This is a genomic window from uncultured Gordonia sp. (genome assembly GCF_937858515.1).
Classification (GTDB): domain Bacteria; phylum Actinomycetota; class Actinomycetes; order Mycobacteriales; family Mycobacteriaceae; genus Gordonia.
In genome coordinates this window covers 30,193-56,812 of the sequence record NZ_CALLZT010000149.1, presented here as the reverse complement: position 1 = coordinate 56,812, position 26,620 = coordinate 30,193, and the positions used below count along the sequence as shown (strand labels likewise).

General features: G+C 62.4%; 22 protein-coding genes and 1 pseudogene. 10 read left to right on the top strand and 13 right to left on the bottom strand.

The window, feature by feature from the left end:
• Positions 1-41: 41 nt before the first annotated feature.
• Positions 42-3,377 (bottom strand): DEAD/DEAH box helicase family protein, encoded by a 3,336-nt coding sequence (locus Q0627_RS14615; RefSeq protein ID WP_291015179.1) that lies wholly within the window; start codon positions 3,375-3,377, stop codon positions 42-44.
• Positions 3,378-3,697: 320 nt separating this feature from the next.
• Positions 3,698-4,369 (bottom strand): hypothetical protein, encoded by a 672-nt coding sequence (locus tag Q0627_RS14610; RefSeq protein ID WP_291015176.1) that lies wholly within the window; start codon positions 4,367-4,369, stop codon positions 3,698-3,700.
• A gap of 21 nt (positions 4,370-4,390) precedes the next feature.
• On the opposite strand from Q0627_RS14610, the gene Q0627_RS14605 reads away from it, so the two are divergent.
• The 4 genes and pseudogenes from Q0627_RS14605 to Q0627_RS14590 all read left to right on the top strand — a co-directional run bounded on the left by Q0627_RS14605 (position 4,391) and on the right by Q0627_RS14590 (position 8,014).
• The gene (locus Q0627_RS14605; RefSeq protein ID WP_291015173.1) at positions 4,391-5,461 is read left to right on the top strand and encodes an XRE family transcriptional regulator; all 1,071 of its coding nucleotides are present in this window, start codon (positions 4,391-4,393) and stop codon (positions 5,459-5,461) included.
• Positions 5,462-5,470: 9 nt separating this feature from the next.
• Complete coding sequence (locus Q0627_RS14600) at positions 5,471-6,016, top strand: hypothetical protein (protein WP_291015171.1); 546 nt, start codon at positions 5,471-5,473, stop codon at positions 6,014-6,016.
• A 393-nt stretch (positions 6,017-6,409) separates the two neighbouring features.
• Positions 6,410-7,555: pseudogene (locus Q0627_RS14595) on the top strand (IS3 family transposase).
• Between the two features lie 234 nt (positions 7,556-7,789).
• Complete coding sequence (locus Q0627_RS14590) at positions 7,790-8,014, top strand: hypothetical protein (RefSeq protein ID WP_291015168.1); 225 nt, start codon at positions 7,790-7,792, stop codon at positions 8,012-8,014.
• Positions 8,015-8,366: 352 nt separating this feature from the next.
• Here Q0627_RS14590 and Q0627_RS22510 read toward each other — a convergent pair whose 3' ends face one another.
• Entirely contained in the window at positions 8,367-8,660 is a 294-nt protein-coding gene (locus Q0627_RS22510; protein WP_324384037.1) for a helix-turn-helix domain-containing protein, read from the bottom strand.
• Positions 8,661-9,239: 579 nt separating this feature from the next.
• Here Q0627_RS22510 and Q0627_RS14580 point away from each other — a divergent pair.
• Both Q0627_RS14580 and Q0627_RS14575 read left to right on the top strand, forming a co-directional pair.
• Positions 9,240-9,785 (top strand): hypothetical protein, encoded by a 546-nt coding sequence (locus tag Q0627_RS14580; RefSeq protein ID WP_291015162.1) that lies wholly within the window; start codon positions 9,240-9,242, stop codon positions 9,783-9,785.
• 429 nt (positions 9,786-10,214) lie between these two features.
• Positions 10,215-10,880 (top strand): hypothetical protein, encoded by a 666-nt coding sequence (locus Q0627_RS14575; protein WP_291015160.1) that lies wholly within the window; start codon positions 10,215-10,217, stop codon positions 10,878-10,880.
• 814 nt (positions 10,881-11,694) lie between these two features.
• On the opposite strand, the gene Q0627_RS14570 is transcribed toward Q0627_RS14575, so the two are convergent.
• The 6 genes from Q0627_RS14570 to Q0627_RS14545 form a co-directional block, all read right to left on the bottom strand.
• Positions 11,695-13,191: an RNA-directed DNA polymerase gene (locus Q0627_RS14570; protein ID WP_291015158.1), complete on the bottom strand. Its 1,497-nt coding sequence runs from the start codon at positions 13,189-13,191 to the stop codon at positions 11,695-11,697.
• Between the two features lie 35 nt (positions 13,192-13,226).
• On the bottom strand, positions 13,227-14,390 hold the full coding sequence (locus Q0627_RS14565; protein ID WP_298810965.1) for a restriction endonuclease subunit S: 1,164 nt from the start codon (positions 14,388-14,390) through the stop codon (positions 13,227-13,229).
• Positions 14,375-15,838, bottom strand: a complete 1,464-nt coding sequence (locus tag Q0627_RS14560) for a class I SAM-dependent DNA methyltransferase (RefSeq protein WP_291015154.1) — start codon at positions 15,836-15,838, stop codon at positions 14,375-14,377. Before Q0627_RS14560 ends, Q0627_RS14565 begins: the two co-directional genes overlap by 16 nt.
• 143 nt (positions 15,839-15,981) lie before the next feature.
• A complete protein-coding gene (locus tag Q0627_RS14555) occupies positions 15,982-16,401 on the bottom strand; it encodes a type II toxin-antitoxin system VapC family toxin (RefSeq protein WP_291015153.1) in 420 nt (139 codons plus the stop codon).
• A complete protein-coding gene (locus Q0627_RS14550; RefSeq protein WP_291015152.1) occupies positions 16,401-16,628 on the bottom strand; it encodes a FitA-like ribbon-helix-helix domain-containing protein in 228 nt (75 codons plus the stop codon). Before Q0627_RS14550 ends, Q0627_RS14555 begins: the two co-directional genes overlap by 1 nt.
• 332 nt (positions 16,629-16,960) lie before the next feature.
• On the bottom strand, positions 16,961-17,719 hold the full coding sequence (locus Q0627_RS14545; RefSeq protein WP_291015150.1) for a PIG-L family deacetylase: 759 nt from the start codon (positions 17,717-17,719) through the stop codon (positions 16,961-16,963).
• A gap of 154 nt (positions 17,720-17,873) precedes the next feature.
• On the opposite strand from Q0627_RS14545, the gene htpG reads away from it, so the two are divergent.
• On the top strand, positions 17,874-19,829 hold the full coding sequence (gene htpG / locus Q0627_RS14540) for a molecular chaperone HtpG (protein ID WP_291015149.1): 1,956 nt from the start codon (positions 17,874-17,876) through the stop codon (positions 19,827-19,829).
• Positions 19,830-19,941: 112 nt separating this feature from the next.
• Here the strand turns inward: htpG and Q0627_RS14535 are convergent, their stop codons facing one another.
• Positions 19,942-20,361: a hypothetical protein gene (locus tag Q0627_RS14535; RefSeq protein ID WP_291015147.1), complete on the bottom strand. Its 420-nt coding sequence runs from the start codon at positions 20,359-20,361 to the stop codon at positions 19,942-19,944.
• Positions 20,362-20,463: 102 nt separating this feature from the next.
• On the opposite strand from Q0627_RS14535, the gene Q0627_RS14530 reads away from it, so the two are divergent.
• Positions 20,464-20,931 carry a nitroreductase family deazaflavin-dependent oxidoreductase gene (locus tag Q0627_RS14530; protein WP_291015145.1) on the top strand — a complete coding sequence of 156 codons (468 nt, stop codon included), beginning with the start codon at positions 20,464-20,466 and terminating at the stop codon, positions 20,929-20,931.
• Between the two features lie 45 nt (positions 20,932-20,976).
• On the opposite strand, the gene Q0627_RS14525 is transcribed toward Q0627_RS14530, so the two are convergent.
• On the bottom strand, positions 20,977-21,804 hold the full coding sequence (locus Q0627_RS14525; RefSeq protein ID WP_291015143.1) for a crotonase/enoyl-CoA hydratase family protein: 828 nt from the start codon (positions 21,802-21,804) through the stop codon (positions 20,977-20,979).
• Positions 21,805-21,847: 43 nt separating this feature from the next.
• Positions 21,848-22,924 (bottom strand): diacylglycerol kinase, encoded by a 1,077-nt coding sequence (locus Q0627_RS14520; RefSeq protein ID WP_298810954.1) that lies wholly within the window; start codon positions 22,922-22,924, stop codon positions 21,848-21,850.
• 160 nt (positions 22,925-23,084) lie between these two features.
• Here Q0627_RS14520 and Q0627_RS14515 point away from each other — a divergent pair, with 160 nt between their 5' ends.
• Both Q0627_RS14515 and Q0627_RS14510 read left to right on the top strand, forming a co-directional pair.
• Positions 23,085-23,819, top strand: coding sequence for a glucose 1-dehydrogenase (locus Q0627_RS14515; protein ID WP_291020445.1), 735 nt, complete (start codon positions 23,085-23,087; stop codon positions 23,817-23,819).
• Positions 23,820-23,933: 114 nt separating this feature from the next.
• Positions 23,934-25,562 (top strand): AMP-binding protein, encoded by a 1,629-nt coding sequence (locus Q0627_RS14510; protein WP_298810951.1) that lies wholly within the window; start codon positions 23,934-23,936, stop codon positions 25,560-25,562.
• Positions 25,563-25,565: 3 nt separating this feature from the next.
• Here the strand turns inward: Q0627_RS14510 and Q0627_RS14505 are convergent, their stop codons facing one another.
• On the bottom strand, positions 25,566-26,546 hold the full coding sequence (locus Q0627_RS14505) for an arsenic resistance protein (RefSeq protein ID WP_298810949.1): 981 nt from the start codon (positions 26,544-26,546) through the stop codon (positions 25,566-25,568).
• Between the last annotated feature and the right edge of the window lie 74 nt (positions 26,547-26,620).

Below are 26,620 nucleotides of genomic sequence, written 5' to 3'. Positions count from 1 at the left end.
GGATCCACCGTATCCCTCATAGGCCGTGCGTTACTGCCGTTCTATGCGACCGCTTCGGGCATCGCAGTCCGGGTGATCTGCCGCAGGGTGTCGGCGATCGCGAACAGGTCGTCGTCCTCGAACGGGGTGCCGTGGTCTGTGTACGGCGACTCGAAGAGCCGGCCCGGCTCCATGACCCCGTTGCGGGTGAGTTCGTCGACGATATGGCCCACGAACCGCACCTGCTCGACGGTGAACGATGTGCCGCCGAGATAGTGCTCGAACGCCTCGGTGGCGGCGGCGCGGTCGAGGCCGACGAGGCTGCGGACGAACAGGCCGAGCCCACCGGTCTGCTGCTGCGCCCACACGATGTCGTTCTCACCTCCGCCGGAGGCCAGCAGCATCTGTTCGAGCTCTCCGAGGTCGTCAGTGGTCAGTTGCCGATTACGGCGCAGCCGTTGCAGCGCGATGTTGTCGAGGTGTTCGCGCAGGTAGGCCTCCGCTTTGGAACGGAACCGCTCGAAGTTGGTGCCGGGGGTGATGCCGGGCAGATGAACTTCGACACTCTCGCCGAGGGTGTCCTCGAAGTCGGTGTACACCGGGTTGCGGCTGGTCTTCTCGATGAGCCGCACCAGGCTCCGCATTTTTCTCCGGGCTTCTTCGAGCATCGGGAGTGTGACATCGATCCACCATTCGTCGCCGGCCACCGATTCCAGCAGCACGGCCTGCTCGGCCACCGACGGGATCGTCGCAAGTGCGAGCAGGTCGGCTGCCACCTGCTGAACCGTTTGCCGGAGTCGTTCGGCGGCAAGGGTATCCGATTCCAGTTGGGCGAGTTGGCGGCGCAGCACGATGAGATCGAAACGTTTGGCCTCCTCGTCCTCGTCCCGTACCGACGAGGGCAGCCCAGCCAGCGTGCGCGCGGCCTCGGCGTCATCGGCGGTAAGCGTCTGCCACACGCCGGCCTGGGCAAACCGTTCGACGGTCTGCCGGTGTTTGCGGACGACGAAGTTGTCCAGGTTCATGCCGGCGACGATCTCGTGCAGCGTCGCGGTGGTGGCGGTGCGCAGCTCGGATTCGTTGTCGCCGAGTGCGGTCACCAGACTCAGGCGGGCCTCGAACAGTCGCTGCGACAACGACTTCTGGATATTTCCTTCTGATCCGGGCAGATTCTGGCTGAAATACTCGAGGTTGCCGCAGAAGTCGAATACGAAGAAGTCCTGTTTGTCCTTGCCGGGCTCGAACAGATCGGGGCACAGGCGGGTACCACGGCCGATCATCTGCCAGAACTTCGACTTGGACCGCACCTGTTTGAAGAACACCAGGTTCACCACTTCGGGCACGTCGATGCCGGTGTCGAGCATGTCGACGCTGATCGCGATATGCGGTGCTTTGTCCTTGATGGAGAAGTCGTCGATGAGCGACTGCGCGTACGGCGTGCCGTGGGTGATGACGCGCGCGAACCGCCCGGCGTGTTCGGGATAGGCCTGGTTGAACCGCTTTTCGATGAATTCGGCGTGCTTCTGGCTCTTCGCGAAGATGATCGTCTTACCGAGTCTGTCTCCACCGGCGACCCGGTAGCCCTGCGTCATGAGCGTCGACAGCACCTTGTCGACGGTGTCCTCGTTGAACAGGAACCGGTTGAGTTCTTCGGCGCCCACTTCGGCGGGCGGTCCGTCGTCGCCCCAGTCGAGGGCATCCCACTGGTCCTTCTCGTCGTCGGTGAGGTCGTCGTACTTGATGCCCGACCGCAGAAACTGGGTACCCACACTGATGCCCTTGGGCGGCACCAGGTATCCGGCGTCGACGGCCTCGTCGAGGCTGTACGCGTCGGTGGGGACGCCGTCTTCGAGATGGAACAGCCGGTAGGTGTTGTGGTCCACCTCGTCTTTGGGAGTGGCGGTCAGGCCCACCAGCAGCGAATCGAAGTACTCGAAGATCGCGCCGTACTTCGCGTAGACGGACCGGTGTGCCTCGTCGATGACGATGAGATCGAAATATCCTGGCCCGAAACGCTTCTGGTCGTCTACCGTATCGTCGATGAGGTTCATCATCGTGGGATAGGTGGATACGTACATGCGGCCGTCGGTGACCTTCTCGGTGACGAGATTGACGGTGGTGGAGCCGGGCAGATGCTCTTTGAACGCATTGGCGGCCTGGTTTACCAGGGCGGTACGGTCGGCGAGAAACAGCACCCGTTTGACCCAGTTGGCCTTCTGCAGCAGGTCGACGAGCGCGATGACGGTGCGGGTCTTGCCGGCGCCGGTGGCCATCACTAGCAGCGCCTCGCGTTGTTTGCTGTCAAAGGCGTCGCCGACCGCCTTGATGGCGCGGACCTGATAGGGGCGTCCGGCGATGCCGCTATTGACCGGGGTGGTGGCCAGCGGAATCCTGGTGTGGCGGCGCTGGATCAGTAGTTCGAGTTCGGCGGCCGTGTAGAAGCCGTCGATCTCGCGGGGCGGGTAGCCGCCTGCGTCATCCCAGATGCGATGTTCGTAGCCGTTGGTGTAGAAGATGACAGGCCTTCGGCCGAAACGTTTTTCGAGGCAATCGGCGTACAGTTCGGCCTGCTTCTGCCCGACCTCCGGCGACTTCGTGGTGCGTTTGGCCTCCACCACAGCCAGCGGCAGACCGTCGGCACCCCACAGCACGTAGTCGACGAAGCCTTTGCCGGTCGCGTTCGGCATGCCGGTGACTTCGTATTCACGATCGCGGTCCTGGTCGAGTGGCCAGCCCGCTTCGAGTAACAACTGATCGATGAACCGGTCGCGCGTGTCGGATTCGGTGTAGTCGCGGTCATCGGGTTTCGCGTCGGCCTGTGCGGCGGCGATCTTCGCCTGAAGGTCGGCGATCTCGGCGTCACGCGCCGCGAGCAGTTCGTCCTTCTCCGCCAGCGCCTTCGCACGCGCCTCGTCCTGTGCCCTGAACTTGGCCGCGATCTGGGCGAACTGCTCGCGCGACAACGGTGCGGCTCGCGCTGCCAGTTTCGGGTCGAACTGCGCGTGCAGCGGCACCGAATCCGGCTGTGCTGAATAGTGATACGACACCCACACCACAACATGGAACACTTCCCGCACGACGGCCAGTGACACCTCGGGCCGAATCTGCCGGTTCTCGTGCACCGCAGTATTGGCCGTCTTCCGGATCATCGTCATCTTCTGCGTAATACCTTGCGGTACTTTCGCTTTGAACGCCGAATCGCCGATCCGCGCAGCAAGATCGTCCCGGTAAGGAATGCGCAGCGACAGCACATCGTAGAGATACCCGACGACTTCCTCAACGACGCGCCGCGAGTAGAAGCACGCCGACCGCGGATCGGAATGCAGATACGACTCGGCCCGCGCACAGTCTTCGTGGACCGACGGCAATGTCTGGCGGACAAACGCGAAGTTACTCAAGACCGCAGAAGTCCCCGGTGAGTCGTTCCATCGGCTGGCCGATCATCGTTGCCGATGTTGTCGTCCGGAACGCCGGTCATTGCCACCACCTCCATGGGCGTCGATACTATCCGGCATGGGCTGATGCCGATGCTTTGACCTCGGGGTTCCTGCTGTGGAGGAGGCGCTTGAGATTTCCGCGCAGACGGCAGTGGCCACCAGTCTGAAGAGCAATCGAGCGTCACTCTCGGCGCGTTCTTCATGGCCGCCGCTGGGGACCGCTGTTGTCGATGATGGCGGTGTGGTGGTCGGGGCTCGTCCGTATACGGTGTTTGGCGCTATCAGGTGAGCAGATCCTCGACGGTCGGTACGGATGCTGCTCGTGTCAGCCAATTCTGGATCTGTTGGCCGTCGTCGCATCCGAGGATCCGCGCGCGGTCGGTGTCGGTGATCGTCAAGCTGCGGGATTCCAGGACCGTCAAAAGCGCCTCGGCTTTCCCTTCGGCCTTCCCTCGGGCCTCGCCGCGGGCCCGCTGTTCTTGGGCGTATTCGGTGTCGTCCGCCCAGGGGAAGTTGATGGTTGTCATGAGTTCCTCCAGATATTCTCGGGCGGATTTGGGCAGGATGAGTCGGCTCAGTACATCGTACAGTTCGTGGTCGGGGATGTCGGCGGCAAAGATCCTGGTCAGAGCCCTGAGGACGGCCCGGTTGTGGTGGTGGACCATCGCCGAGAGCATCATCAGGTCGGGCAATTCTCGTGCGGTATCCGGCTCGGCGATCGCTGGGATTGTGTCGGGTCCGATGACGGTTGGGGTGAGTGTTCCGGCTCCGAAGTCGATGGGGGTTGCCGCCCAGCGGGCGACTGTCGTGGTCGGGCAGAGCACGAGCAGGTGGACCGGGCAGGCGAGTCGTCGGTAGAGGGCGATGACGTAGTGCGGCCAAGTGAGGTGTTTGCTGTCACCGGCGCCGAGTTGGTGTAGACGCCGTAGTGCGCGGTATTGGGATTTTCCCAAAATACCAGTACGATCGACCAGGTGGACAACTCGATTGGCGACCGTGTAGCACGTCTGATTCCGCGGGGCGAGCAGGGGCGTGTGGCTGCTGCTGTCGGGATGACGCCCGACGCGTTGTCGCGGGCAATTCACGGTCAGCGCGGTTTCGGTGCCGCGGAGCTGATGAGGATTGCGGACCACTTCGACGCTGATCTGCACACCCTCATCTCGGGCGAGCCCGATCCGAGGCGGCCGCGGCTGGTGGCCCGACACGACTACGACCAGAGCACGAGAACCCGATCGATCCCTGGTCATAGCGCCGATCGGCCGATCCTTGATGACATCACGCTCGCATACCGCCAGGCGTTACTCGCACCGCGCGAAGGCTGGAGCGCACCGTCCGACGTCGAAGCCGCGAGAACGCAGCTCGGTGCCGGGTTTGTGCGGCCATTCGTCGAACGAATCGAGGAGAGGCTGGGTATCGAGGTTGTACGAGTCGGTGAACTGTCCACCGCCTACAGCTTCATTGTCGACGGCCGGCCTGTGATTGCGATCCCGGCCACGGCGAGCTGGTTCCGTGAAAATTGGAGCATCGCACACGAACTCGGCCACCTGGTGCTCGGTCATCACGCCAACCCGGAAACCCGCGATGCCGACGAACGAGCGGCCCACGGATTCGCGGCCGAACTTCTCCTGCCCGCCGCCGATATGCGTTCCCTGGACTGGCAAGGTGTCACGCCGGCCGATCTGGCTGCGTGGATATGGGATCTTGGGGTCTCAACCGAAGCGCTCGCCAATCGCCTTGAGTCGCTGGGCATCGAGTCGCCGGTTGTTCGTGATTGGAGCGGGTACACAACTCAACGCTTACTGCGCCATCATTGGGTGCCGAGCGAAGCCGACGACCCGATCACAATCCGGATGGACGCTGCGGCTGTTCGGCGATTCCCGGTCGCACTACAGACCGCCCACCTAGACCGCATCGCACGGGGTGAGGTCGGCAAGGGTATCCTGGCTTGGATGCTCGGCGTAGCTGACGACTCACTGGAGGTGGAAGAGCCGACGCCGCGCCCCGGGGTGTCGACGTCAGATCTGCTTGACGCACTCGGGATCTGATCGGCGCGGATGGTGATCGTCTTCCCGGATAACACTGCCCTCATCAACTTCGCAGTCATCGGTCGGATGGACCTACTTGAGAGACTGGTCGGGCGCAACGGAAGCTGGTGTCGGACCGTGTCGGAGGAGTGCGACGATTGGTCACGCAAGCCGAATCTTGCGGATATGCGGCGAGCGCACGATATCTTCGGTGAGCCACTCACGCCGGAGAATCCGCGTGAACATGCGACAGTGCTGCGGTATCGGGACATGCTTCGAACACCGGGGCAGCCACGAACTCAGAACCTGGGGGAGGCTGAGACGCTGGCCATCATTGAATGCCGAAACATTCGCGCGCTGTTCGTCACCGACGATCAGTCCGTCGGTCGGGTGGCGCCACCTGGCAGTCCGAAGGTCGTAGGAACGTGGGAATTGCTCAGAGCATCTCATCGGCGTGAGTGCGTGACAGCAGACGAGCTGTGGGACTACTCGCGCCGCCTGCATGAAGCAGAGCGGCATACACCACCGACCGGCCCATTCGACCGCGGTGCATTCAATTCCTGGCTGCGAGGCTGACGTACTGCGGCGACGATGGGGCGTCCGTGGGGCAGTTGCCCCGAACCAGCTCACCTTCATTCGAATCGACACGCCATGAGGAGAGTGCCAACAATTGATGCTTCTCAAGTTCCAAAGTAGATCAACTGGCAGTCGAGGCACGTGCTCGCGAGTCTCTGACTCACGGCGAGAGCGGTGTCACATCAGCAGGTTTCAGTCGTTGTTAGCGATCCCCACACCTCATAGCTGGCGGTGTGGGGGCTCCCTGACATGTTGGAGGGCGAGAGTGAGGTCCCGGAGACTCGGTCGAGCGTAGAATCGACTTGTGACTGTGGCATGCCTCCCGTGAACCGGTCCGGGGTGTTTTAGAGTCCTGATTGCCCTGATGAGGGCACAGAAGGGACGATGAAGGACATGGCAGGACGCAAACGCCACACGGCCGAGGACATCGTGCGCAAGCTGCGGCGCGCCGATGAGCTCGCGGCCGAGGGTAAGACCGGTGAGCAGATCGCGAACGAGTTGGAGGTGTCGGCGGCCACCTTGTACAACTGGCGCCGCACCTACGGCGGCATGGACACCGACGCCGCCAAAGAGCTCAAGGAGTTGCGCGAGCAGAACGGGCGCCTCAAGCGGCTGCTGGCTGATGCGGAGTTGGAGAAGGACGCGTTGCGGGAGATCGTCAAGGGAAAATTCTAGGCCCGGCCGCCAAACGCGCCGCCATCGACATACTCAAAGAGGTGAAGGGTATGTCAGAGCGTATGGCGTGCAAGGTGGTTGGGCTTTCCCGCTCAGCGTATCGACGCCTTCCGCAAGCACAGACCCCCGCTGATCCGGATGCGGATCTGCGCTCTGATCTGCGCACGTATGCCGACAAGAATCCCCGGCATGGGTCCCGGCGGGCGTGGGCGCATCTGCGGTTCGACAAGGGTATGACGATCAACAAGTAGAAGGTGCACCGACTGTGGAAGGAGGAAGGGTTGCAGGTTCACCGGGCGCCGCGGCGCAAACGTGCCGGGCAGTCCTCGGTCCCGGTGATCGAGGCGGATGCTCCGAATGTGGTGTGGGCTTTGGATTTTCAGTTCGATGCCACTGTTGGTGGGCGTAAGATCAAGATTGCGTCGATGGTTGATGAGCACACGCGGGTCTCGTTGCTGGACATCGTGGATACCTCGATCCCAGCTGAGCGGCTCGTTGCCGAGCTCGAGCAGGTGTTTGCGGCCGTCGGCGGAGCGCCGAAGGTGTTGCGGATGGACAGTGGACCGGAGTTCATATCGCATGCGTTGCAACAGTTTTGCGACGGGAAGGTAGGTATCAGCTACATCCCGCCGGGCACGCCATGGAACAACGGGTTCGTCGAATCGTTCGGGCAGTCGTCTTCGGGATGAGTGTTTGAACCGCAACTGCTGGACCAGTGTGTTGGAGGCCCGGGTGGTGATCGGGGATTTCAAGGACGATCACAACCGTCGGCATCGGCACTCGGCGTTGGGTTACAAGACCCCGGCCGAGTACGCTGCCGGATGCACCTGCACCCACCACCCGGTGGTGTGTGAGATCGCGTGAGCGATCACCTGTAGGAACTGGCTCTACAACGGCCTGGACCGACTATCGGGGACCTGCCAGGACGAAGTCTGCAGCACGGGAATGGTGTCGGATTCGGGCTTGTGGAAGGCGAACGCCACGCCTACGGCCGCCGGCGGTAGCCCTCGGTGCGAGTGACGTGGTTTTCGAGACGAAGGGGCGTGGAACTGGCAGGACTTGGCGGCCGACCTCGTAGCAATCACAAGGTTACGGTGAATGAGCAGCAGCTCGTATCGTCTCGACGGCGTCGAGCATCCCGTATCGTCGTCCGAGTACATCGAGTACATACTCGAAGGTTTCCGGAGGATTGGTGCGGCGTCTGATCATCGTCTGCAGCGCACGAACCGCAGCGTCAGGCGACACCGCGACAATGTCGGCGACGAACAGGGCAGGTCTGACAACGCGGATCCGATCGGGTACTTTCCCTCGGGGAAGATCTGAGATGTTGTCGGACACGATGGCTTCTGCACCACCGACAACCGCTGCTGCCACAAGGTGCTCATCGTCTGGGTCCGGCAGCCCGAACGAGCCGTCCAGCACCCGGAGACACAGGCGTCACTGAATGCGGCTGCCATCTGCTCGACAAGGTGCGCTGCGCGCGCCGCGGCATCGCCAGGATCGATGCCGCGGTCAACGAGTTTGAGCGTCTCGTGAAACTCGAGTTCTTCCAGGACGGCATCTGACCATACGGGGCGGTATAGACTCTCGGCTGCGAGCGAGAGAAGAAGGTCTCGTTGCAAGCTTGGCCACAGGACACAGGTATCGAGTACGGCTACAAACATGGCTGATCGTGTCAGCCGACCTTCTTCGACGTCTTGCGACGTGCCGCGACGGCCTTACGGACCTCACGCAACTGCTTGCGGACGACCGCTGGGTCGTCTTCGGCGTCGATGGCCACCGATGTCGCGGCGATGGCATCGTACTGCTGTGTCCGGCGAGCATCCCGGTAGGCGAGCACATCATCGAGCAGCAGCCGATGCCGATTGCCGACCCGCTCAGCATTGATATGTCCGTCGTTGATCAATCGGACGATGGTCGGCCGACTCACACCGAGCAGGTCGGCGGCCTGCTGCGTCGTGAGAGTCATGCTCTGCGGCGCCACGGTGACAGCTCGACCCTGTGACATTGCCTCGACCACCCGCTTGAGAACCTGGTGAAGGTTCCCGGGAAGCTCGATTCGATCGTGCCCGTCGTCCCCGACCAGGGCATACGAAGACGAGGCGGTCATCCCCGCTGAACGTTCATGGGTCTGTAGGAAACTCAGCACTGGCGCGAGCTGATCAACATGCTCGGGCAGGAACGTCTCAGACGAGAGCTGAGATTGCGTTGTCATGCCGGACCACCTCTCTGAACGAACAAAACGAAAACTATTTCGATACGTTCGAATATTTCAGATTGCGGCGAAGAAGTCCACTACAGCGGTGCATGAACTGTCGATACGAGCACCTTCGCGCGCATGGGGGGTCAGGCTACGAGGATGGCGAGTCATTTGGCGGGCGACGATACGGGACCACCGAAACGGACTGACCTGGCTATCGCTGTTGTCGCCAGCCGTGATGCCGATATTGTGGACAACTGCGCAGTCGCCCACATTTCGGTGCGGTCCTATGCAGTTCGCCCGGACGGGCTATTTGTGGAGGTTGCCCGGCTGAAATAGTGTCGGGCGGTGGCCAACTACTCCTTCGGCGACCAGCATCAGGCTCCGGGCTTCGTCGAACCGCCGAGCCGAGAATCCGACGGCCGGCGAAAGTCGTGGATACGGCTCATCGTCGGAGCCTTCGCAATCCTGCTCGTCGGGGTGGCCTCCGGAGCGCTGATCGGCGGCCAGACCGGGGACGACGGCGGGACCCGGCAGGCAGCCCAGGCGATGACCGTAACGGTCACTCAGACCGTGCACGAGACCGAAGCCGTCGAAACAACCAAGCGGGTGACCGAGACCGTCACCGCCACGCCGACCACAACGGAAGACGAGGATTCGGGCGACACCTTCGGTGACGGCACCTGGATGGTTGGCGAGGACATCAAGGCCGGAACTTACCGGACCAAAGGTGATCCTGATGGCTGCTACTGGGCTCGGCTCAGCGGAACCAGTGGCGAGTTCACCGATCTCATCGCGAACGGCAACCCCACGGGACCGACGACCGTCACCATCAGCGCAACTGACGTTGCGTTCGAGACGCGTGGATGTGCTGCCTGGCGGCCGGTCTCGTAGTTAGCGGACCTGCCATCGACGTCCGCTCCTCCCGTGGTCTGGCGCAGGTCAAATGGAAGAGCGGGGCCACACGTCTCCCAGACGTTCAGAACCTTGTGGGCGCACACGGCACTGGCTCAGACGAGCTCGTCTTCTTCAGCGCGTCCGGCTGCAGCACGCAAGCTCTGGACTACGCCGACGAGGTGGGCGTGGCACTGTTCACGTACGACCCAGCGGGCGCGGCGGAGGCCGCGAACCCCGAGGCGAAGCGTATGTTGGAGCGAGCGCGCCCACGACGGGGACGAGATCGTGGACTGGGTGTTCGTGCTGGTGCTCGGAGGTCCTACTGTGTGGCTGTGGGTCGGAGCATCGTTCCTAAAAGTCTGACCGAAAGCTACGTCTGAGAGTAGAGTTTCGTGACACAAGACCCATAGCTGAGGGGAACACATCATGCCGACCGTTTCGTACAAGATCCGCAAGGACGACACTGAAGGTGAAGCCAGGTTGCAGGCAGCCGGGTGGACAGAAACTGATCTGGTTCGTGACGGTGAAGACGATTACGTGATCTATCTGCTCGAGTTTGAATCTTGGGCGGATGCCGCGGCCACGGTGGCAGCTATTCCAGACGCAGCGATTCTAGTGGATTCGAGCAAACGACCGCTACCACGAGACGGCCTCCAGGCTTTCATGACGCAGGAGCCGCACAGTGCTGTTAGCACGCTCTCTTCCGTCTTTGAGAAGATTCCAGAGTCGGATGCGAAGATCCGTCGCAGATACTTACGAGCCGTTGCCTTGATGGCGGAGAAGCTAGTTGAGCAGGCGGAGGCTTGGAAGAAGCTAGCGTTTTTTGCCGCCGGGCTTTCGGTAGCGTTACTCGTATTTTCAGGTTTCGTGATCCGGGACGTGGCCGGGAAGGTGCAGGCGAGTGCAAGTGTTGGCTATCAGCTAATTGGAGTCATCTTTGCGCTCACGGTATTTGTCGCTTCTCCGGGCGTACTGTTTCTCTTAGGGCGTCCACTCAAGGGGGTTGATGAGTGGACACCTGACGGCGTTATGAAGAGCGAAAAGGGTGGTAAGGGTGACGATGTTGACAAGGCGGACGAAGAGAAGAAGTAGGATAGACAACCCCCCGACGTGATTTCTGGCGGTAGTTAAAAAGAGCGGGCAGTGCCGTACCGTGGTAGCAACAGCGCAGTCGTCGGCTTGCCCGACCAGGGTGTCGGTCCGTTCAGCTGGTCGGTGCCTCATCAAATCTACAGCTCTTGCCAGTCAGTTGACGGGCTCGGTGTCGCCATTGATGGCTAAATAGTGATCCATTGTGACCCGCGATACGAACACTGGTGGCAGAACTACGAACGCTTCACACGTTGGTCAATCCAGTCAATGAATTCGACTGCTATACATGCGCACTTCCTTACGTCCTCGGCGCTTCCAGATATCAGTCCATCCGTCACAGTGAGGCCTGAGCGCTTAATGTTTGCCCGGACCTCTTGATTCTGGAGCTGGCGCTTTGTCAGTTTCCCTTGGCCGTGTGCCCACGCATTCCTTGCCTCGACGAAACCCATCCACTCCTTCCATGAATCGGTGCTGCCATATTCCGGATCCAACCAGATTTTAATGAACTCCAGCCTTCCCTTCCATGTGCTCTCGAGGGGCTTTCGAACAGATTCTCGAACGATCTTCGGTATCGGTTCTACACACATCGACGAAACAGTTTCGGCGTGATCAATGAACGATTCGGCAGCGAAGGCTTCTACGTAACTGGCGATCTCACATATTGCGGACAGTACTGCTCTCGAAGGTTCATTGCCAGTTTGCTGCCAATCTGCAATATTTGAAGTAGTCCTCTGTGTCCTATCGTAAGCTGCCAATGCCAGCCAAACGAATTCGCACACATCCTCGGCGTACTGCGATCTTACGCCACTTTCATTCATAACGACTGGGCCCATTTCCGCACTATGGCATCGAACTGGTCCCCACTGTCATTGTTTTCTTTGTTCGTGTTTCTGAGTTTTCCGAGTGTCGCAGCTGTATACTGCTGGCTGTAAGGCCCTTGTTTAGAGTTGAGGCGTATCCAGTCCTCCTTGGTTAGGGCTCCGTTAATTGCCAATGCCCAGGTGGCATGGGAGGAAACGACCGCATCGTTGTGCCATGTTAGAGTCCTAATCCAGTCCCTCACCTCTGGATTTATATCGTCAGATCCCCAGGGAAGTGAAGCGTGTTCGCTCGCAGGGTTGCTCAGTCCGTGGCACAGCCACAATGATGTCCATTTACTCAGGGATGCGTTCTTTATGATCTGAATTACCGTGTTATCGACTGCTTTTGCGTGTGTTTCCGACATCACATAGAGGTAGTCAGCGACTTGGTGTGCCATCTGAGGTTCCATTAGTAGAAGGTCGGAGATATAGACCAGTGCTGCGGGGTCTTTAGCTATGGTGACGACAGCCAGTGCGAGTCCCAGATCGAGTCGGACGGGCTGTGGTATTTGATCATTGTCGCGGTTGTGCGCAATGTCTTTGGCCCACGCATCCATCTCGTCCAAAGCGACCCCGCAGAACACGGATATATCTGCCGGTTCATGCACCTCGAAGCTGTAGAAGTCGACTGTTGTCAATTCTTCCCGCTTCTGTTCCCATGCTTCGGTGAGGAAAGCGTGCTGTCGACCTCGACTTTCTACGTATCTGTCTCTACTCATGACGTATGTCTTGCGCTCGTTGACGAATAGCCCCATCGATCGAACCTCTTCATCGAAGATCTCGAGTGAGTTGATCGCATTCTGATAGCTAGACGCACCAATGCGGAAGTCGTCGGAGTATCTCCAGACGGATAGGCCGCGGCGGCGTAATCTGCGTAAGAGCGTATCTGCGTAAGTGTCAGCGAGCCTATCGCTAACCGTACTTCCTTGAGGGAGACCACCTACGTCAGGAGAGATTCCGTGTAGAAAGTCATTTAACCAGTTGATAGTCGACCACTCGCCGGTCCTGGATAGAAGAACGCGGGAAAGTCTATCAATTTGAATTGAGGAGTAGAAGTTTGCGAGATCTGTGACAATTACGAAGTCGTCGCCATTTTCGACTGGCGCGCTAGTGAACGACGAGAAGTCGCCTTTTCCTCGCTCTTTGGCGAGTCCTGCGTCAAGGAGTCTAGCAGCTGATCGATAGAGGACGCGCTCTGGCAGCGGTATCGCGGCTACGGGCCGCCGTCCGTGACGCCATTTGCTGGCCGCGAGTACTGGTGCAGCCTCAGTGCCCACGTTACCCTCTTTGGCTCGGGTATCAATGATCTGAGCAACCTCGTCGAGATGGTTCTCGGCGGCCAGATCGCCGACTTGGACGGGCAGGAGGTCTCGCTGTGCGCTGGAGATTTCGGTTTCGAGTGCCGCACGGACGTCCATCCGTTCGAGGAGACTGGGATCAGCTTTACGCATGCGTCTACCGTAGTGCATCGGGTAGCCATGTCTGACTACAGGGCTCCACGGAAGGCGCGGGATTGGAGTGATATGAAGAGATCGTTGTCGGCTTCCAAAACATGCTCAGTCTCTATCCGTTGATAGTGGATTGATTCCAGTATAGATTGGAAGGATTTGCGAACTGATGCCGGAGGCTGCGCGATCGCTATTCTTTGCATCTCGGTTGCGTTGATGTTGGCCTGGTTTACTGCAGTTTTCGCTAATTTCTTCCGGACTGCTTTCCCGTGTGGGCTCCTCAGATACGCCGACACAAACTCGGCAGATGCGGAGTCGTCGAAGCGAACTCTGACGAGGTACCCCGCCAGGGCAAGCGGCTCGTCCGTCCGAATCACCGCGGCTTTGCCGACTTTCTCCTTGCTATTGGTTCGGTTGAACACCATGTCACCACGCCTCACGGTGTACTTGGGGATCTCTGCAGGTGTGAGGTCGATGTACTTCAGATCGGAGAGGTCGAGGTGGCCGTCATCGGTGACATTACCCATACGAAGAATCGGCCATTCACCGGTGTCGCCCGCCTTGCCGGACGTTCCGTAATCGACGTTTGTGGCAAGTTCACCGATCGTTCCCATCGACCAGTGGGTCGGCCATAGCTGGGGAGGTCCGAACGTTTCGAGGAAAGTCGCATCGGCCAGCGAGTCGAGGTGGGTGAGGACTTGGCGGCGTTTGGTGCGGAGGGTGTCGGCGTGGTCGAGGATTGTGGCGATGCGGCGTTGTTCGGGGAGGGAAGGAAGGGGGATCGGCCACGCCTTGAGATCTGCTTGGCCGATATTCATTTGCGTTCCGCCGCGGCCCAAGGCTTGCAGCCTTGGGCGCTGGGCAAGTAAGTAATGGAACAGATAACGTCGGTCAACTAGGTCTTCCCGGGGCTTCGCGAAGGCGATTGCTTGAGACGTTGCCATCTCGGTCGCGGCAATACCGAGTTTGCCGATTGAGCCGTACATTGCGACGAGGAGTGTTCCGGGTGGAACGATCTTGGCTGCGCTGTTGGCAATCCCGTCGGCAGTGAGCGACTCTTTGGCACTCGTGACGATGCCATCGTTCAAGTCTGCGATCGACAGCCACGGTGTCCCGTCGCCGAAGTATTCGGGGATACTTCGTTTTGGCGTGCCGCCACTGCCCCACTGAGCGACATCTCCAAGTGTTACCTCTGTCGACACAGCATCGCTTTCAGCTCGGCGATGCCCTGTGTGATTTCGGCATCTAACTTTTCGATGTCGGCGATGATGTCCAACGGTGGGCGGTGCTCAACTTCGTCGTATTCGATCTCTTTGTAGCGGTTGAGGGACAGGTCGTAGCCCTGGGCGATGATGCCGGCTTTGGGGACGAGGAAGGATTGGGCGGTGCGGGGGCGGTCGGCCTCGGCGTTGAGGTTGTTCCAGCGGGTGAGGACGTCGGGGAGGTCGTTGGCGTCGACGGGGTTGCGTTTGTCGTCGAGGGAGAAGCCGTCGGCTTGGACGTCGTAGAACCAGACGTTGTCGGTGCCGCCGGAGTTGGTTTTCGTGAAGAACAGGATGGCGGTGGAGACGCCGGCGTAGGGGCGGAAGACGCCGGAGGGGAGTTTGACGACGGCGTCGAGTTTCTGGTCGTCGACGATGATCTGCCGAAGAGTCTTGTGCGCCTTTGAAGATCCGAACAGGACACCGTCGGGGACGATGACCGCGGCCCGGCCGGCCGGCTTGAGGAGTTTGAGGAACAGGGCCAGGAACAGGAGTTCGGTCTTCTTCGTTTTTACGACGCGTTGGAGGTCTTTGCTGGTGGCTTCGTAGTCGAGGGAGCCGGCGAACGGGGGATTGGCGAGGATCAGGGTGTACTTCTCGGCGTCGTCGCTGGCGCCTTCGGAGAGGGAGTCGCGGTAGCGGATGTCGGGGGACTCGATGCCGTGCTGGAGCATGTTCATCGAACCGATCCGCAGCATCGTCGAATCGAAGTCGTAGCCGTGGAACATCGAATTGTGGAAATGGTTGCGCTGCTTGGCATCGAGAAGGGCGTCGGTGTGGGTGTCGCGGATGTACTCGCTCGCCGCGACCAGGAAGCCCGCGGTGCCGCATGCCGGGTCGCAGATCTCGTCGGCCGGGCCGGGCGCGGTCATCTGCACCATCAGGTCGATGATGTGGCGGGGAGTGCGGAATTGGCCATTCACGCCGGCGGCGGCGATCTTCGACAGCAGGTACTCGTACAGGTCTCCGTTGGTGTCGCGGTCGGCCATCGGGATGTCGTCGAGCATGTCGACGACCTTCGACAGCAAGGCCGGGGTGGGGATGGTGAAGCGGGCATCACGCATGTGGTCGCTGTAGGTGGTGCCGTCACCGAGCGACCGCAGGAGTGGGAAGACGTGGTTGGCGACGGTGTGGTGCATGACCTCGGGAGAGGCATTCTTGAACTGGGACCACCGCAGGTGGGTTTGGTCTGGGTCGAAGACCGGGTTCTCGAGGGGTTTGCCGGTGATGTTCGCTTTGCGTTCGGCGAGCGTCTGGACATCGTCGAGGCGGCGGATGAACAGCAGGTAGGTGAGTTGTTCGATGACTTCGAGGGGGTTGGAGATGCCGCCGGACCAGAAGGCGTCCCAGATGCGGTCGATCTTGCTTTTGAGCTCACCGGTGATCACCCGGACAACTCTAATGGACACCACCGACACCGCCGGTCTCAGAGCCAACACATCGACCACTCCCGCGACCGAAACTTCGTCCCGCTCTTCCGATATCGCGACATCCGAAGAGCGGGACGAAGTTTTGGTCGCGGGAAGGCTGGTCAGGTGGGTGAGTCGAAGGGGTTGATGATTGGGGTGCCGGCACCTTGGAAGTCCGCGACCTTGCGGGTCGCTATCGGGTAGTTTGACACCTTGCAGATAGCAGCGGTCATGGTGTCTTCGACGCCGACGTGGACACCCTTCGATTCTCGCTCTGCGCGAATGGCGGCGTAGTGCTCAGCAGCGGCAGGGCCGAAGCTGAGTAGACGATCACCGGCCTGCGTCACGAGTGCGGTGACCGCCGCATCCAGTGCGTGCCGCCGACGTCCGACGGGAAGCCGGTACACCCCATAGCGAAGCTCCGCGACCGTGAAGGTCGTAATCGCGAGTTCAGGTGCGTGCGCCGCAAGCCAACGGATCACACGGTGATCCGGCTGAGGTCGCAGAGGTTCGGACAGGATGTTGGTGTCAGCAACAATCATCAGGCGAGATCGACGTGACGAGCGGCGGAGCGGTCGGGCAGGGTGAATTCACCACGAAGGCTCTCAGCACTGGCAAGCCATCCCGTGATGAAGTCCTGCTCCGAGGCGACGGCGTTCTGCAAGATGTCACGCACCTCCGCTTCCATGGATCGGTCGTTGCGGGCGGCCCTGGCTTTGAGGGCACGTTGCGTCTCGTCCGGGAGATTGCGAATCGTCAGCGTTGCCATGGTTACCTCCAGCTAGCAACGCTAGCAAGAGTGGGCTCGCCTGTGAACGGGTTAACGCGGTGTCGTTTGGGAGCCTCGGGTCGCCGGACCCTTCGTGACCCTCGCTCCTTCGTCGCTTCGGCCTCAGGGATCAAGATGGTTGGTTCTTCGCTCCTTCGTCGCTTCGGCCTCAGGGATCAAGATGGTTGGTTCTTCGCTCCTTCGTCGCTTCGGCCTCAGGGATCAAGATGGTTGGTCCTTTGCTCGTTTTTTGCTTCGGTTTCGGGGATCGAGACGGTTGGTCGCTCTGGTCGTGGGGATCGAGAAGGTGCTCGATGTGGTGGTGTATCTCGTCAGAGGAGGTCGATGCCGCCGGGGGTGAGGTCGCGGCGGCGATAGCATTCGGTGGCCAGGAGGGTGCGGCGGATCTCGGGGGGCAGAGTCATCAGGGCTTTCATGGCGAGGCTGCGGTCCATCTCCGTGTGGTGGGCGCTGATCGCGGACTCCTTGCGGTCGACGATCGCGGCGGACTCGATGTCGACGCGGAGATCGACCTCGTGGTCCGGGGTGCCCTGTAGCCGTTCTACCGGCATGTCGTCGAAGACGTGCTCCCAGAGGATGTCGATCATCCATGCCGTGGCAGTGACCTCGTAGATGGACTTGACCTGCCACGGATCGCCCAGGCGTCGATAGATGTTGGGGACTGCGGCGGCGCGGGCGGCGGCGTCGGCGAGGCGGTGGGTGTGGATGTGGTCCTGATGGCCGTACACACCGATCGGGTCGTAGGTGACCACTGCGTCCGGGCGCAGCCGGCGGATGTGCTCGACCATCACCCGGACCTGCGAATCGAAGCGGGCCTCACAGAAGCGGGGCGCGCCCGGCGCCGACTCGGGGATCCTGTCGTCGGCATAGCCGAGGGCGATCGGCTCGCGCGGCAGGCCGAGAATCCGGGCCGCGTCCACCACCTCGGCGTGCCGGCTCGTACCGGGCGCCCACGTACATACGATGAGATCGGCGTCCCCACCTGCGGCGATATGCCGCGCGATCGTGCCGCCCGTCCACAACGACTCGTCGTCGGGATGCGCGTGCACGAACAGCAGTCGGGGGGCCACCCAGCCACCATAGAAGGACCGGGCCCGTGCTGACAGGGCCTTCGGCGTCGTGTCGGCACCGCCAAGTAGAATTTCGGCGCGTTCGCGATCGCGAACACGTGGTGAACAGCGTCCCAGAACAGGACGCCAGAGTGAGAACAGCGGAGGTATTTCGGTGAGTGCGCAACCAGAGGTCCACGAGTTTCAGGCGGAGTCCCGTCAGCTGCTCGACCTGATGGTCCATTCGATCTACTCCAACAAGGACAGCTTTCTGCGGGAGCTGATCTCCAACGCATCGGACGCGCTGGACAAGCTGCGCCTGGCATCGTTGCAGGACAAAGACCTCGACGTCGATGCCAGTGACCTGCACATCCAGCTCGTGCCGAACACCGACGACCGGGTGCTGTCCGTCGTCGACAACGGCATCGGCATGAACCGCGACGAAGTGATCGGGCTTATCGGCACCCTCGCGCGCTCCGGCACCGCCGAACTGCGCCGCAAACTCGCCGAAGCCAAGGACTCCGCTGCCTCCGAAGAGCTGATCGGCCAGTTCGGCATCGGTTTCTACTCGACGTTCATGGTCGCCGACAAGGTCACCCTCGTCACCCGCAAAGCCGGCGACACCACCGGCACCCGCTGGGAGTCGACCGGCGACGGCACCTACACCATCGCCGACGTCGATGACGCCCCGCAGGGCACCTCGGTGACACTGCAACTCAAGCCGGTCGACACCGAAGACCACCTGTACGACTACGCCGACCAGCACAAGCTGCGCGCCCTGGTGAAGAAGTACTCCGACTTCATCTCCTGGCCCATCCGCATGGACGTCGAGAAGACCACGACCACCCCGGCCGAGGAGGAGGACGCCGAACCGGTCACAACCACGACCGTCGAGGCCGAAACCCTCAACTCGCGGAAGGCATTGTGGGCCAAGTCCAAGGATGAGGTCAGCGACGAGGAGTACAAGGAGTTCTACCGGCACGTCGCACACGCCTGGGACGACCCGCTCGAAACCATCCCGTTCAAGGCCGAAGGCACCTTCGAATATCAGGCGTTGCTGTTCATCCCGACGCAGGCGCCGTTCGACCTGTTCATGCGCGAACGCACCACCGGGGTGTCGCTGTACGTCAAACGCGTCTTCATCATGGACGACTGCGAAGAGCTGATGCCCGAATACCTGCGGTTCGTCAAAGGTGTGGTGGATGCGGCCGACCTGTCGCTCAACGTCTCCCGCGAGATTCTGCAGCAGGACAGGCAGATCCGTGCCATTCGTCGTCGTCTCACCAAGAAGGTCATCTCGACGGTCGCCGACATCCAGTCGACCCGGCCCGACGACTACAAGACCTTCTGGCAGAACTTCGGCCGTGTGTTCAAGGAAGGCCTCGTCAACGACTTCGACAATCGCGACGCCATCCTCAAGGCGTCGTCATTCGAGTCCACCAATTCTGACGAAGCGCTGACCACACTCGCCGACTATGTGGGCCGCATGGTGAGTGGACAGAAGTCGATCTACTACATGACCGGCGAATCGCGCAAGCAGATCGAGAACTCGCCGCATCTGGAAGCGTTCCGCGCCAAGGGAATCGAAGTTCTGCTGCTCAGCGACCCGGTCGATGAGATGTGGTCGGCGTCGGGAATCGAGTTCGAGGACAAGAGCTTTGTGTCGATCGCCAAGGGTGCGGTGGACCTCGACGAACTCGATGACGCCGACAAGTCAGAATCCGAGGACGCGAAGGCCAAGGACGCAGCCGAATACGGCGATCTGCTGACCTGGCTGGGTGAGGCGCTCAGCGACGACGTCACCGAGGCGCGTATCTCGCACCGGCTCACTGAGTCGGCGGCCTGCCTCGTCGGCGACACCTTCTCGATGTCGCCGCAGCTGGAGAAGCTGTATCGGGCATCAGGTCAGGACGTTCCCAAGACCAAGCGGGCGCTGGAGATCAATCCCGATCACGCGTTGGTCAAGGGGCTCAACGAGGCGTTCGCGGCGTCGGCCGATCACTCCGAACTTGAGCCGACGGCTCAACTGATCTACGGGATGGCGGTGCTTGCCGAGGGCGGTGACCTGCCCGATCCCGCCGGGTTCGCCAAGCTGCTCGCTGCGACGCTCACCGCTGCGATCACGACGTAGGGTACGGCCCGCCGGTTGAGGTGAGACGAGCGCGCTCGTTGCTTGCGCTCGTCACACCCCAACCGGCAGAGCCGGGGCACCTCAACCAGCAGCGGTGGGGCAGGTTCGGGGCTTACCAGCCGCCGACGGCGCGGACTGTGGTGTTGTTGGCGCGGTGGGTGGGGCGGATGTGTACCCCGTGTTCGCGCGCGGCGAGGCTGAGCAGGCGCGCCCACTCGGTGTCGGTGGCGGAGACATCGTCGTCCTCGCCGGGTCTGACGAGGAGGAATGCGACGGAGGTGTCATCCTCGCAGATCTCGGCGATCGTGCGCATCAGCAGATTGATTCCGTGCGGATCGGGGCGGATCGCGAGGTCGACGGTGTTGTGGGCGGGGATCGTCCGATTGTCCGAATCGAGAAATGTGAACCAGAGCGCGGTGTAGGTGAACGTCAGGTCGCCTTTGCGGCGTAGCCAATCATCGCGGAGATCGGCGACCGTGGACAGCGTCCGGGTGAGTTGATGTGGCCGGGCGTGCAGGGTGTTTTGTTCCATGGGCGAATAGTGCGCCGTGCGGCTCGATTGCGCGATCACGGTATCCACAGCCCAGCGGTTGTGGATGACGGAGTTGACGGCGCTGATGGCACACTGTCACGCATGGGAGTACGCAAGCGACTGGCCGTCACGATCGGATCGATCGAATGGATGCCCCGGTATCTGCCGCAGATCGTCAAGTGCGACAGCGCTATTCAGAAGGTAACCGGTCAGCGTTACAGCCTGCTCGACATCGCCGACCTGCCCAACATCACCCTCGATGTGCCCGGGCGTAAGAGTGGCATCGTGCGGCGCACCCGGCTGTTGTCCGCCCCGGACGGTGCCGATCGACTGATCGCCGGATCGTATTTCGGTGCCGCCTCCATGCCGCAATGGGTGTACAACGTGCGTGCCGCCGACACGATCGGTGTCTCGCACGGCGGCAGGCAATGGGATTGTGTGCCAACTGAACTCAGCGGTGACGAACGCGCCCAGGCGTGGCAGGTGCTGCGTTCGGTATGGCCCAACTTCGATCTCTACGAGCAGCGCACGCAGCGGCAGATCCCGGTGTTCAGGCTGCGGCCGCGTTGATAGAGCCCGTCCGTCCGGGAGGTAGGCCCGGACGGACGGATCGGCTCAGTCGCCGATGAAATTCGGCTTGCGCTTTTCGAAGATGGCCGTGATCGCCTCGGACAGGTCGTTGGACGGCAGGAACGCGGCATTCCAGGCGGCGACGAACCGCAGGCTGTCGTCGACCGCGGCGCTGCGTGCCCGGTCGAGGACCTGCTTGATGCCGTGCACCACCAGCGGCGGATTGTCGGCGATCTCGGTCGCGGCCGCGCGGGCGGCGGCGAGGGTGGCCTCCGCGTCGTCGAACACGTCGTTGACCAGGCCGATGCGCTCGGCACGGGCGGCGTCGATGTCGCGGCCGGTCAGTGCCAGTTCACGGAAATGGCCGTCGCCGATGATCGCCGGGATCCGGGCCAGAGTGCCCATGTCGGCGACCATGCCCACCTTGACCTCGCGGATGCTGAACTTGGCGTCGGCCGAGGCGTACCGGAAATCCGCGGCGGTGATGAGGTCGACGCCGCCGCCGATGCACCAGCCCCAGATGGCGGCGATCACGGGTTTGCGGCAGTCCGCCACGGCGTTCACACCCGACTGCATACGCAGGATCATGTCGTGGAAACGGGTGCGCGCGGCGGCCCTGGAGTCAGGGGCCAGGGCAGGGGCCAGATCACCGGCCATGCCGGGCAGGTCGAGGCCGTAGGAGAAGTTCTTGCCCGAACCCGAGAGGACTACCACCCGCACCGCGTCGTCGCGGTCGAGTTCGGCGAACACCGCAGGTAATTCGTTCCAGAAGTCCGGGCCCATCACGTTGCCCTTGCCAGGACCGATGAGGGTGACCTCGGCGATGCCGTCGGCGATGGTGACCGTGAACGCTTTCCACTGATGCTCGCTCATGGCACCTGAGATTACCCCGCGGTAGCGGCCGCGGTCCGCGGGGTCAGACCGGGGCCAGCCCGGGCCCGGTGATCAGCGGCAGATCCAGTGCCGTGAGCACGCCGGGTGCGGCATCGACAACTGCGGGGATGGCGTTGACCACACGTCCGACGCCCGCGACGATCGCCGCGTGGTTGTGGTCGCCGACGCTGCTGGTGGGGCAGATGTCGACGCGGTAGGACGGCTCACCGACGATCTCCACCCGGTACGAGCCACCGTCCTGCGCGGGCCGCGCCCAGTCGGGCCGCAGGTCGTCGCGCAGGCGGGTGATGTGCTCGATGACGATCGCCGGCTGCCCGTTCACCATGCCGGTGATCTCGAACCGCACCGCCGCGCGCGTGCCCTTCTCGATGGTTCCGGCGGCGATATCGAAAGTCTCCGGGGCGGGCTCGCTTTCGTGATGCTCACGCACCTCATCGATGGTGACGCCGAAGCCCGCGGCCAGGATCGCCAGGGTGGTGCCCCATGCCATGCCCAGGATGCCGGGCAGGAACAGCATCGGTGTCTGGTCCATCGGCAGCCCGAAACCCATCACGTCGAACATGACGGTGGAACCGTCGTAGGTGGCGTAGTCGGCGATCTCCATGCACCGCACCTGCTGCACGTTCTGGCAAGTGCCGGCGAACGCGAACGGGATCAGGTCGTTGGCGAAACCCGGGTCGACGCCGGAGATGAAGATCGACGCCCCGCCCTCGCGGGCCGATCCTTCGATCTTGTCGATCGCCTTCGGCGGCATCACACCCCACGGATACTGCAGGCCGCCCGGCGCGGTGCCGACCACGTTGATGCCGGCGTCGAGGAAGCGGCGGCAGTCGTTGAACGCCTCGATCGGGCGGGTGTCGCCCATCGCTGTATAGACCACGCAGTCGGGGCGGGCTGCGACCACGTGGTCGAGGCCGAGGGCGGCGATGATGCCGGTATCAGGGCCGGCGGTTCCGGTCAGTTCGGCCGCGTCCTTGCCGGCCTTTTCCGGGGTCGAAACGCTGACCGCGACCAACTCGAACCTGCTGTCGTCGATGAGCTGACGCAGGGCGAGCCTGCCCGCGTTTCCGGTGCCGACGATCCCGACGCGAATGGCCATGGTGTGTGTTGCCTCCCACTGATGTGTGTGCAGGTCCGGGACGTTTCCGCAGGTAGATGAACAATTGTCCGGACTGGTGTCCATATCAGTAGATCACGCGGCGCCGAAGATGGCTAGAACTTGTTCTAATTTCGGCATTCAGGCGGTACTGTTGCTCGCCATGGGACGAGTAGAGAACAAAGTTGCGATCATCACCGGCGGCGCCCGGGGCATGGGTGCGGCCCATGCGCGGGCCCTCGTGGCCGAAGGCGCGAAGGTCGTGATCGGCGACATCCTCGACGACGAGGGCAAGGCATTGGCCGCAGAGATCGGCGATTCGGCGCGGTACGTACACCTGGACGTGACCTCGCTGGAGGACTGGGAGGCGGCCGTCGCCACCACCATCGCCGAATTCGGCACCGTCAACGTGCTGGTGAACAACGCGGGCATCGTCAACGGTGCCGCCATCCAGAACTTCAAGGTGGAGAAGTGGCGGCAGATCATCGACGTCAACCTCACCGGCACCTTCCTCGGTATCCGGAGCGTCGCGCAGCCGATGATCGACGGCGGTGGCGGCTCCATCATCAACGTGTCGTCTGTCGAGGGTCTGCGCGGCAGTCCGTGGGCGCATGGCTACGTGGCGTCCAAGTGGGGTGTGCGCGGCTTGGCCAAATCGGCCGCCCTCGAACTGGCACCGCACAATGTGCGCGTCAACTCCATCCACCCGGGCCTGATCAAAACCCCGATGACGGAAGGGATTCCGGAGGGCATGGTCAAGGTGCCGATGGGCCGGTCCGCCGAGTCGAGTGAGGTTGCGACGTTCGTGGTGTTCCTGGCCAGCGATGAATCGTCGTACTCCACCGGTTCGGAGTTCGTGATGGACGGCGGACTGTCGGCCGACGTGCCGCACGCCTGAGTAGTGTCGGCGGGCTGGTCAATGGAACAAGAACGACGAAATGTTTCCAAACGGCTGATACCTCGCTAGGCTACCCCCGACAGAACGCCTCGCGGCGATGATTGGGGAGTGGGCATGGTTTCACTGGGTGGTTTGAAAGAGTCGGTGACCGACGTCGTCGGGCTGGTGCGGGTGCTGCGTGGCCACGGGCTCGTGGAGTTCAGCAGACCGCACCGGGTGGCGCTCGCGGCCAAGCGGGGAGAACGGCTCGGACCGATGGCCGCGCTGGCCGTCAACGGTGGTGAGAAGTTTGCCGATGATCCGGTGGTTACCGACGAACATGGCACCATCACCTACGGCGACTTCGACAAGCAATCCAACAGTTTGGCAAATGCCTTGCTGGCCAAGGGGATTGAGCGCGGGTCGGTGATCGGGGTGATCGCCCGCGACCACCGGGGCCTGCTCATCACGATGGCAGCGGCCGGCAAGGCCGGGCTGCGGCTGGTGATGATGAACACCGGCTTCGGCGCGACCCAGTTCGTGGAGGTCGCCGAACGCGAAAAGCTCAGCGCCATCCTCTACGACGAGGAGTTTGCAACCCTCGCCGACGCGTTGCCCGAGCATCTGCCGCGCGTCCTCACCTGGGTCGACGGCGACGCCCCGGAAGGTGTGCTCACTCTCGATGCGATCGCGGCGACCGGTGACACCACCGCACCGGCCGAACCCGATGCCGCCGCCGGGTTGGTGATCCTGACCAGCGGTACCACCGGGCTGCCGAAGGGGGCCACCCGCGGTGCGATGTCGCCGTTCGCCAGCGTACTGCTGCTCGACCGGATTCCGTTCCCCCGCAAGGGAACATCGATGATCGTCTCGCCGCTGTTCCACGCCACCGGATTCGCCACCAGTGGCGTGAACCTGGCGCTGGGCAATCGGCTGGTGCTGCGCCGTCGCTTCGACGCCGAGCAGACCGTCGCCACGATGGCCGCCGAGAAGGTCGAGATGCTGGTGGCGGTGCCGACGATGCTGCACCGTATGGTCGCGCTCGGACCCGAGGTGCTCGGCAAGTACGACCTTTCGGCGCTCAAGGTGATCGTCATCGCCGGGTCAGCGTTGTCGCCGGCGGTGTCGGAGGCGATCCAAGACGCGTTCGGTGACGTGCTGTACAACCTGTACGGCTCCACCGAGGTGGCGATCGCGTCCATCGCACAGCCTCACGAACTGCGTCAGGCGCCCGGAACCGTTGGGCGCGCACCGATTTCCAGCCGCCTGCGGCTCTACGACGCCGACGATAACCAGATCACCGCGCCCAACGTCCGCGGGCGGTTGTTCGTCAAGAACGGCGTCCCGTTCGAGGGCTACACCGACGGCCGCAACAAGGCGATCATCGACGGCTACATGTCCACCGGCGACATGGCCCGCTTCGACGCCGACGGGCTGATGTTCATCGAGGGCCGCGACGACGACATGATCGTCTCCGGCGGCGAGAACGTATACCCACTCGAAGTGGAGAACCTGCTCGCCGAACACTCGGCCGTCGACGACGTCGCGGTCATCGGGGTGCCCGACGACGAATTCGGAACCCGGTTGCGGGCCTTCATCGTTCGCGCCGAGGGTGCCGATCCCACACCCGAGGACATCAAGGCGCACGTCAAGACGCACCTCGCCCGCTACAAGGTGCCCCGCGATGTGGTGTTTGTCGACGAACTGCCCCGCAATCCCACCGGCAAACTGGTCCGCCGGCAGCTGCCCACAGGACCCCTGTGATCGTCAGTTCTTGATGAGGGCGGGGACGGCGCGTACGCAGATCGCCATCCCGACGACCTCCACGAGGGTCTGGGCGACAATGACCGCCGCGGTGATCTCCATACCGGCGGGCAGGGCTATCGCCAGCGGCATCACGACGAGCGAGTTACGGGTCGCGCCCGAGAACGCCACCGCACGGGCACGGGACGCCGGTAGCCGCCAGAGCCGTGCCAGCGCTGCGCCGAGGAAGATCATCGCGGCGAGGAACACGGCGTAGACGGGTACCACCCGGGCCACATCGCCGGCCCGGCCGTCGATATGGGGCACCTGCGAGGCGGTCACCACGAGCAGGACCAGCACCATCAGCGGGACCATCGTGGCGGCGGCCGCCTGCGGCCAGCGATCCCAGCCGCGCGCGACGGCTCGGTGTTCGTCCGTGCTTACCGCCCACTGCGTCAGCCACGCCAGTAGCAGGGGCACCACGATGATGATCACGAACGCCTCGACGAACGGGCGCACATCCAGGACGTCGGTGATGTCGTCGCCCAGGAAGATCCGCAGGTACAGGGGGAGCAGGGCCATCTGGGCCAGAAGGAGTAGCGGTGTTGCGGCGACGAGTCGTGCCGCGTCGCCGCCGGCCAGGCCGGTGAACACCACCACGTAGTCGACGCATGGGCACAGGAGGACCAGGAGGACGCCGATCTTGACGGCGTCGTCGTCGGGTAGCAGTGGGAGCAGCCCCGCCACGAGCAGCGGGACGACGACGAAGTTGGCGATGAGCAGTGCCGAGATGAAACGGGTGTCGCGTGCCGCCTCGGCGAGGGAGGCGATCGGGACCTGCAGAAAGGTGACGTAGAGAAGTGCGGCCAGTGCCGGGTTCATCGCAACCGAGAAGGACTCGGTGGTTCCGGGTGCGCTGGCTCCCGCGGCGGCTCCTGCTGCGATTGCGGCGATGTAGATCGGGACCTGGTGCCGGTCCATTGCGTCGACGATGTGTCGTGCCATGGGTCGCAATTGTTCCGTATGTGTGGTTGCGTCAGGTGGGTAGGTCACCTGACCCTTCGTGACCCTCGCTCCTG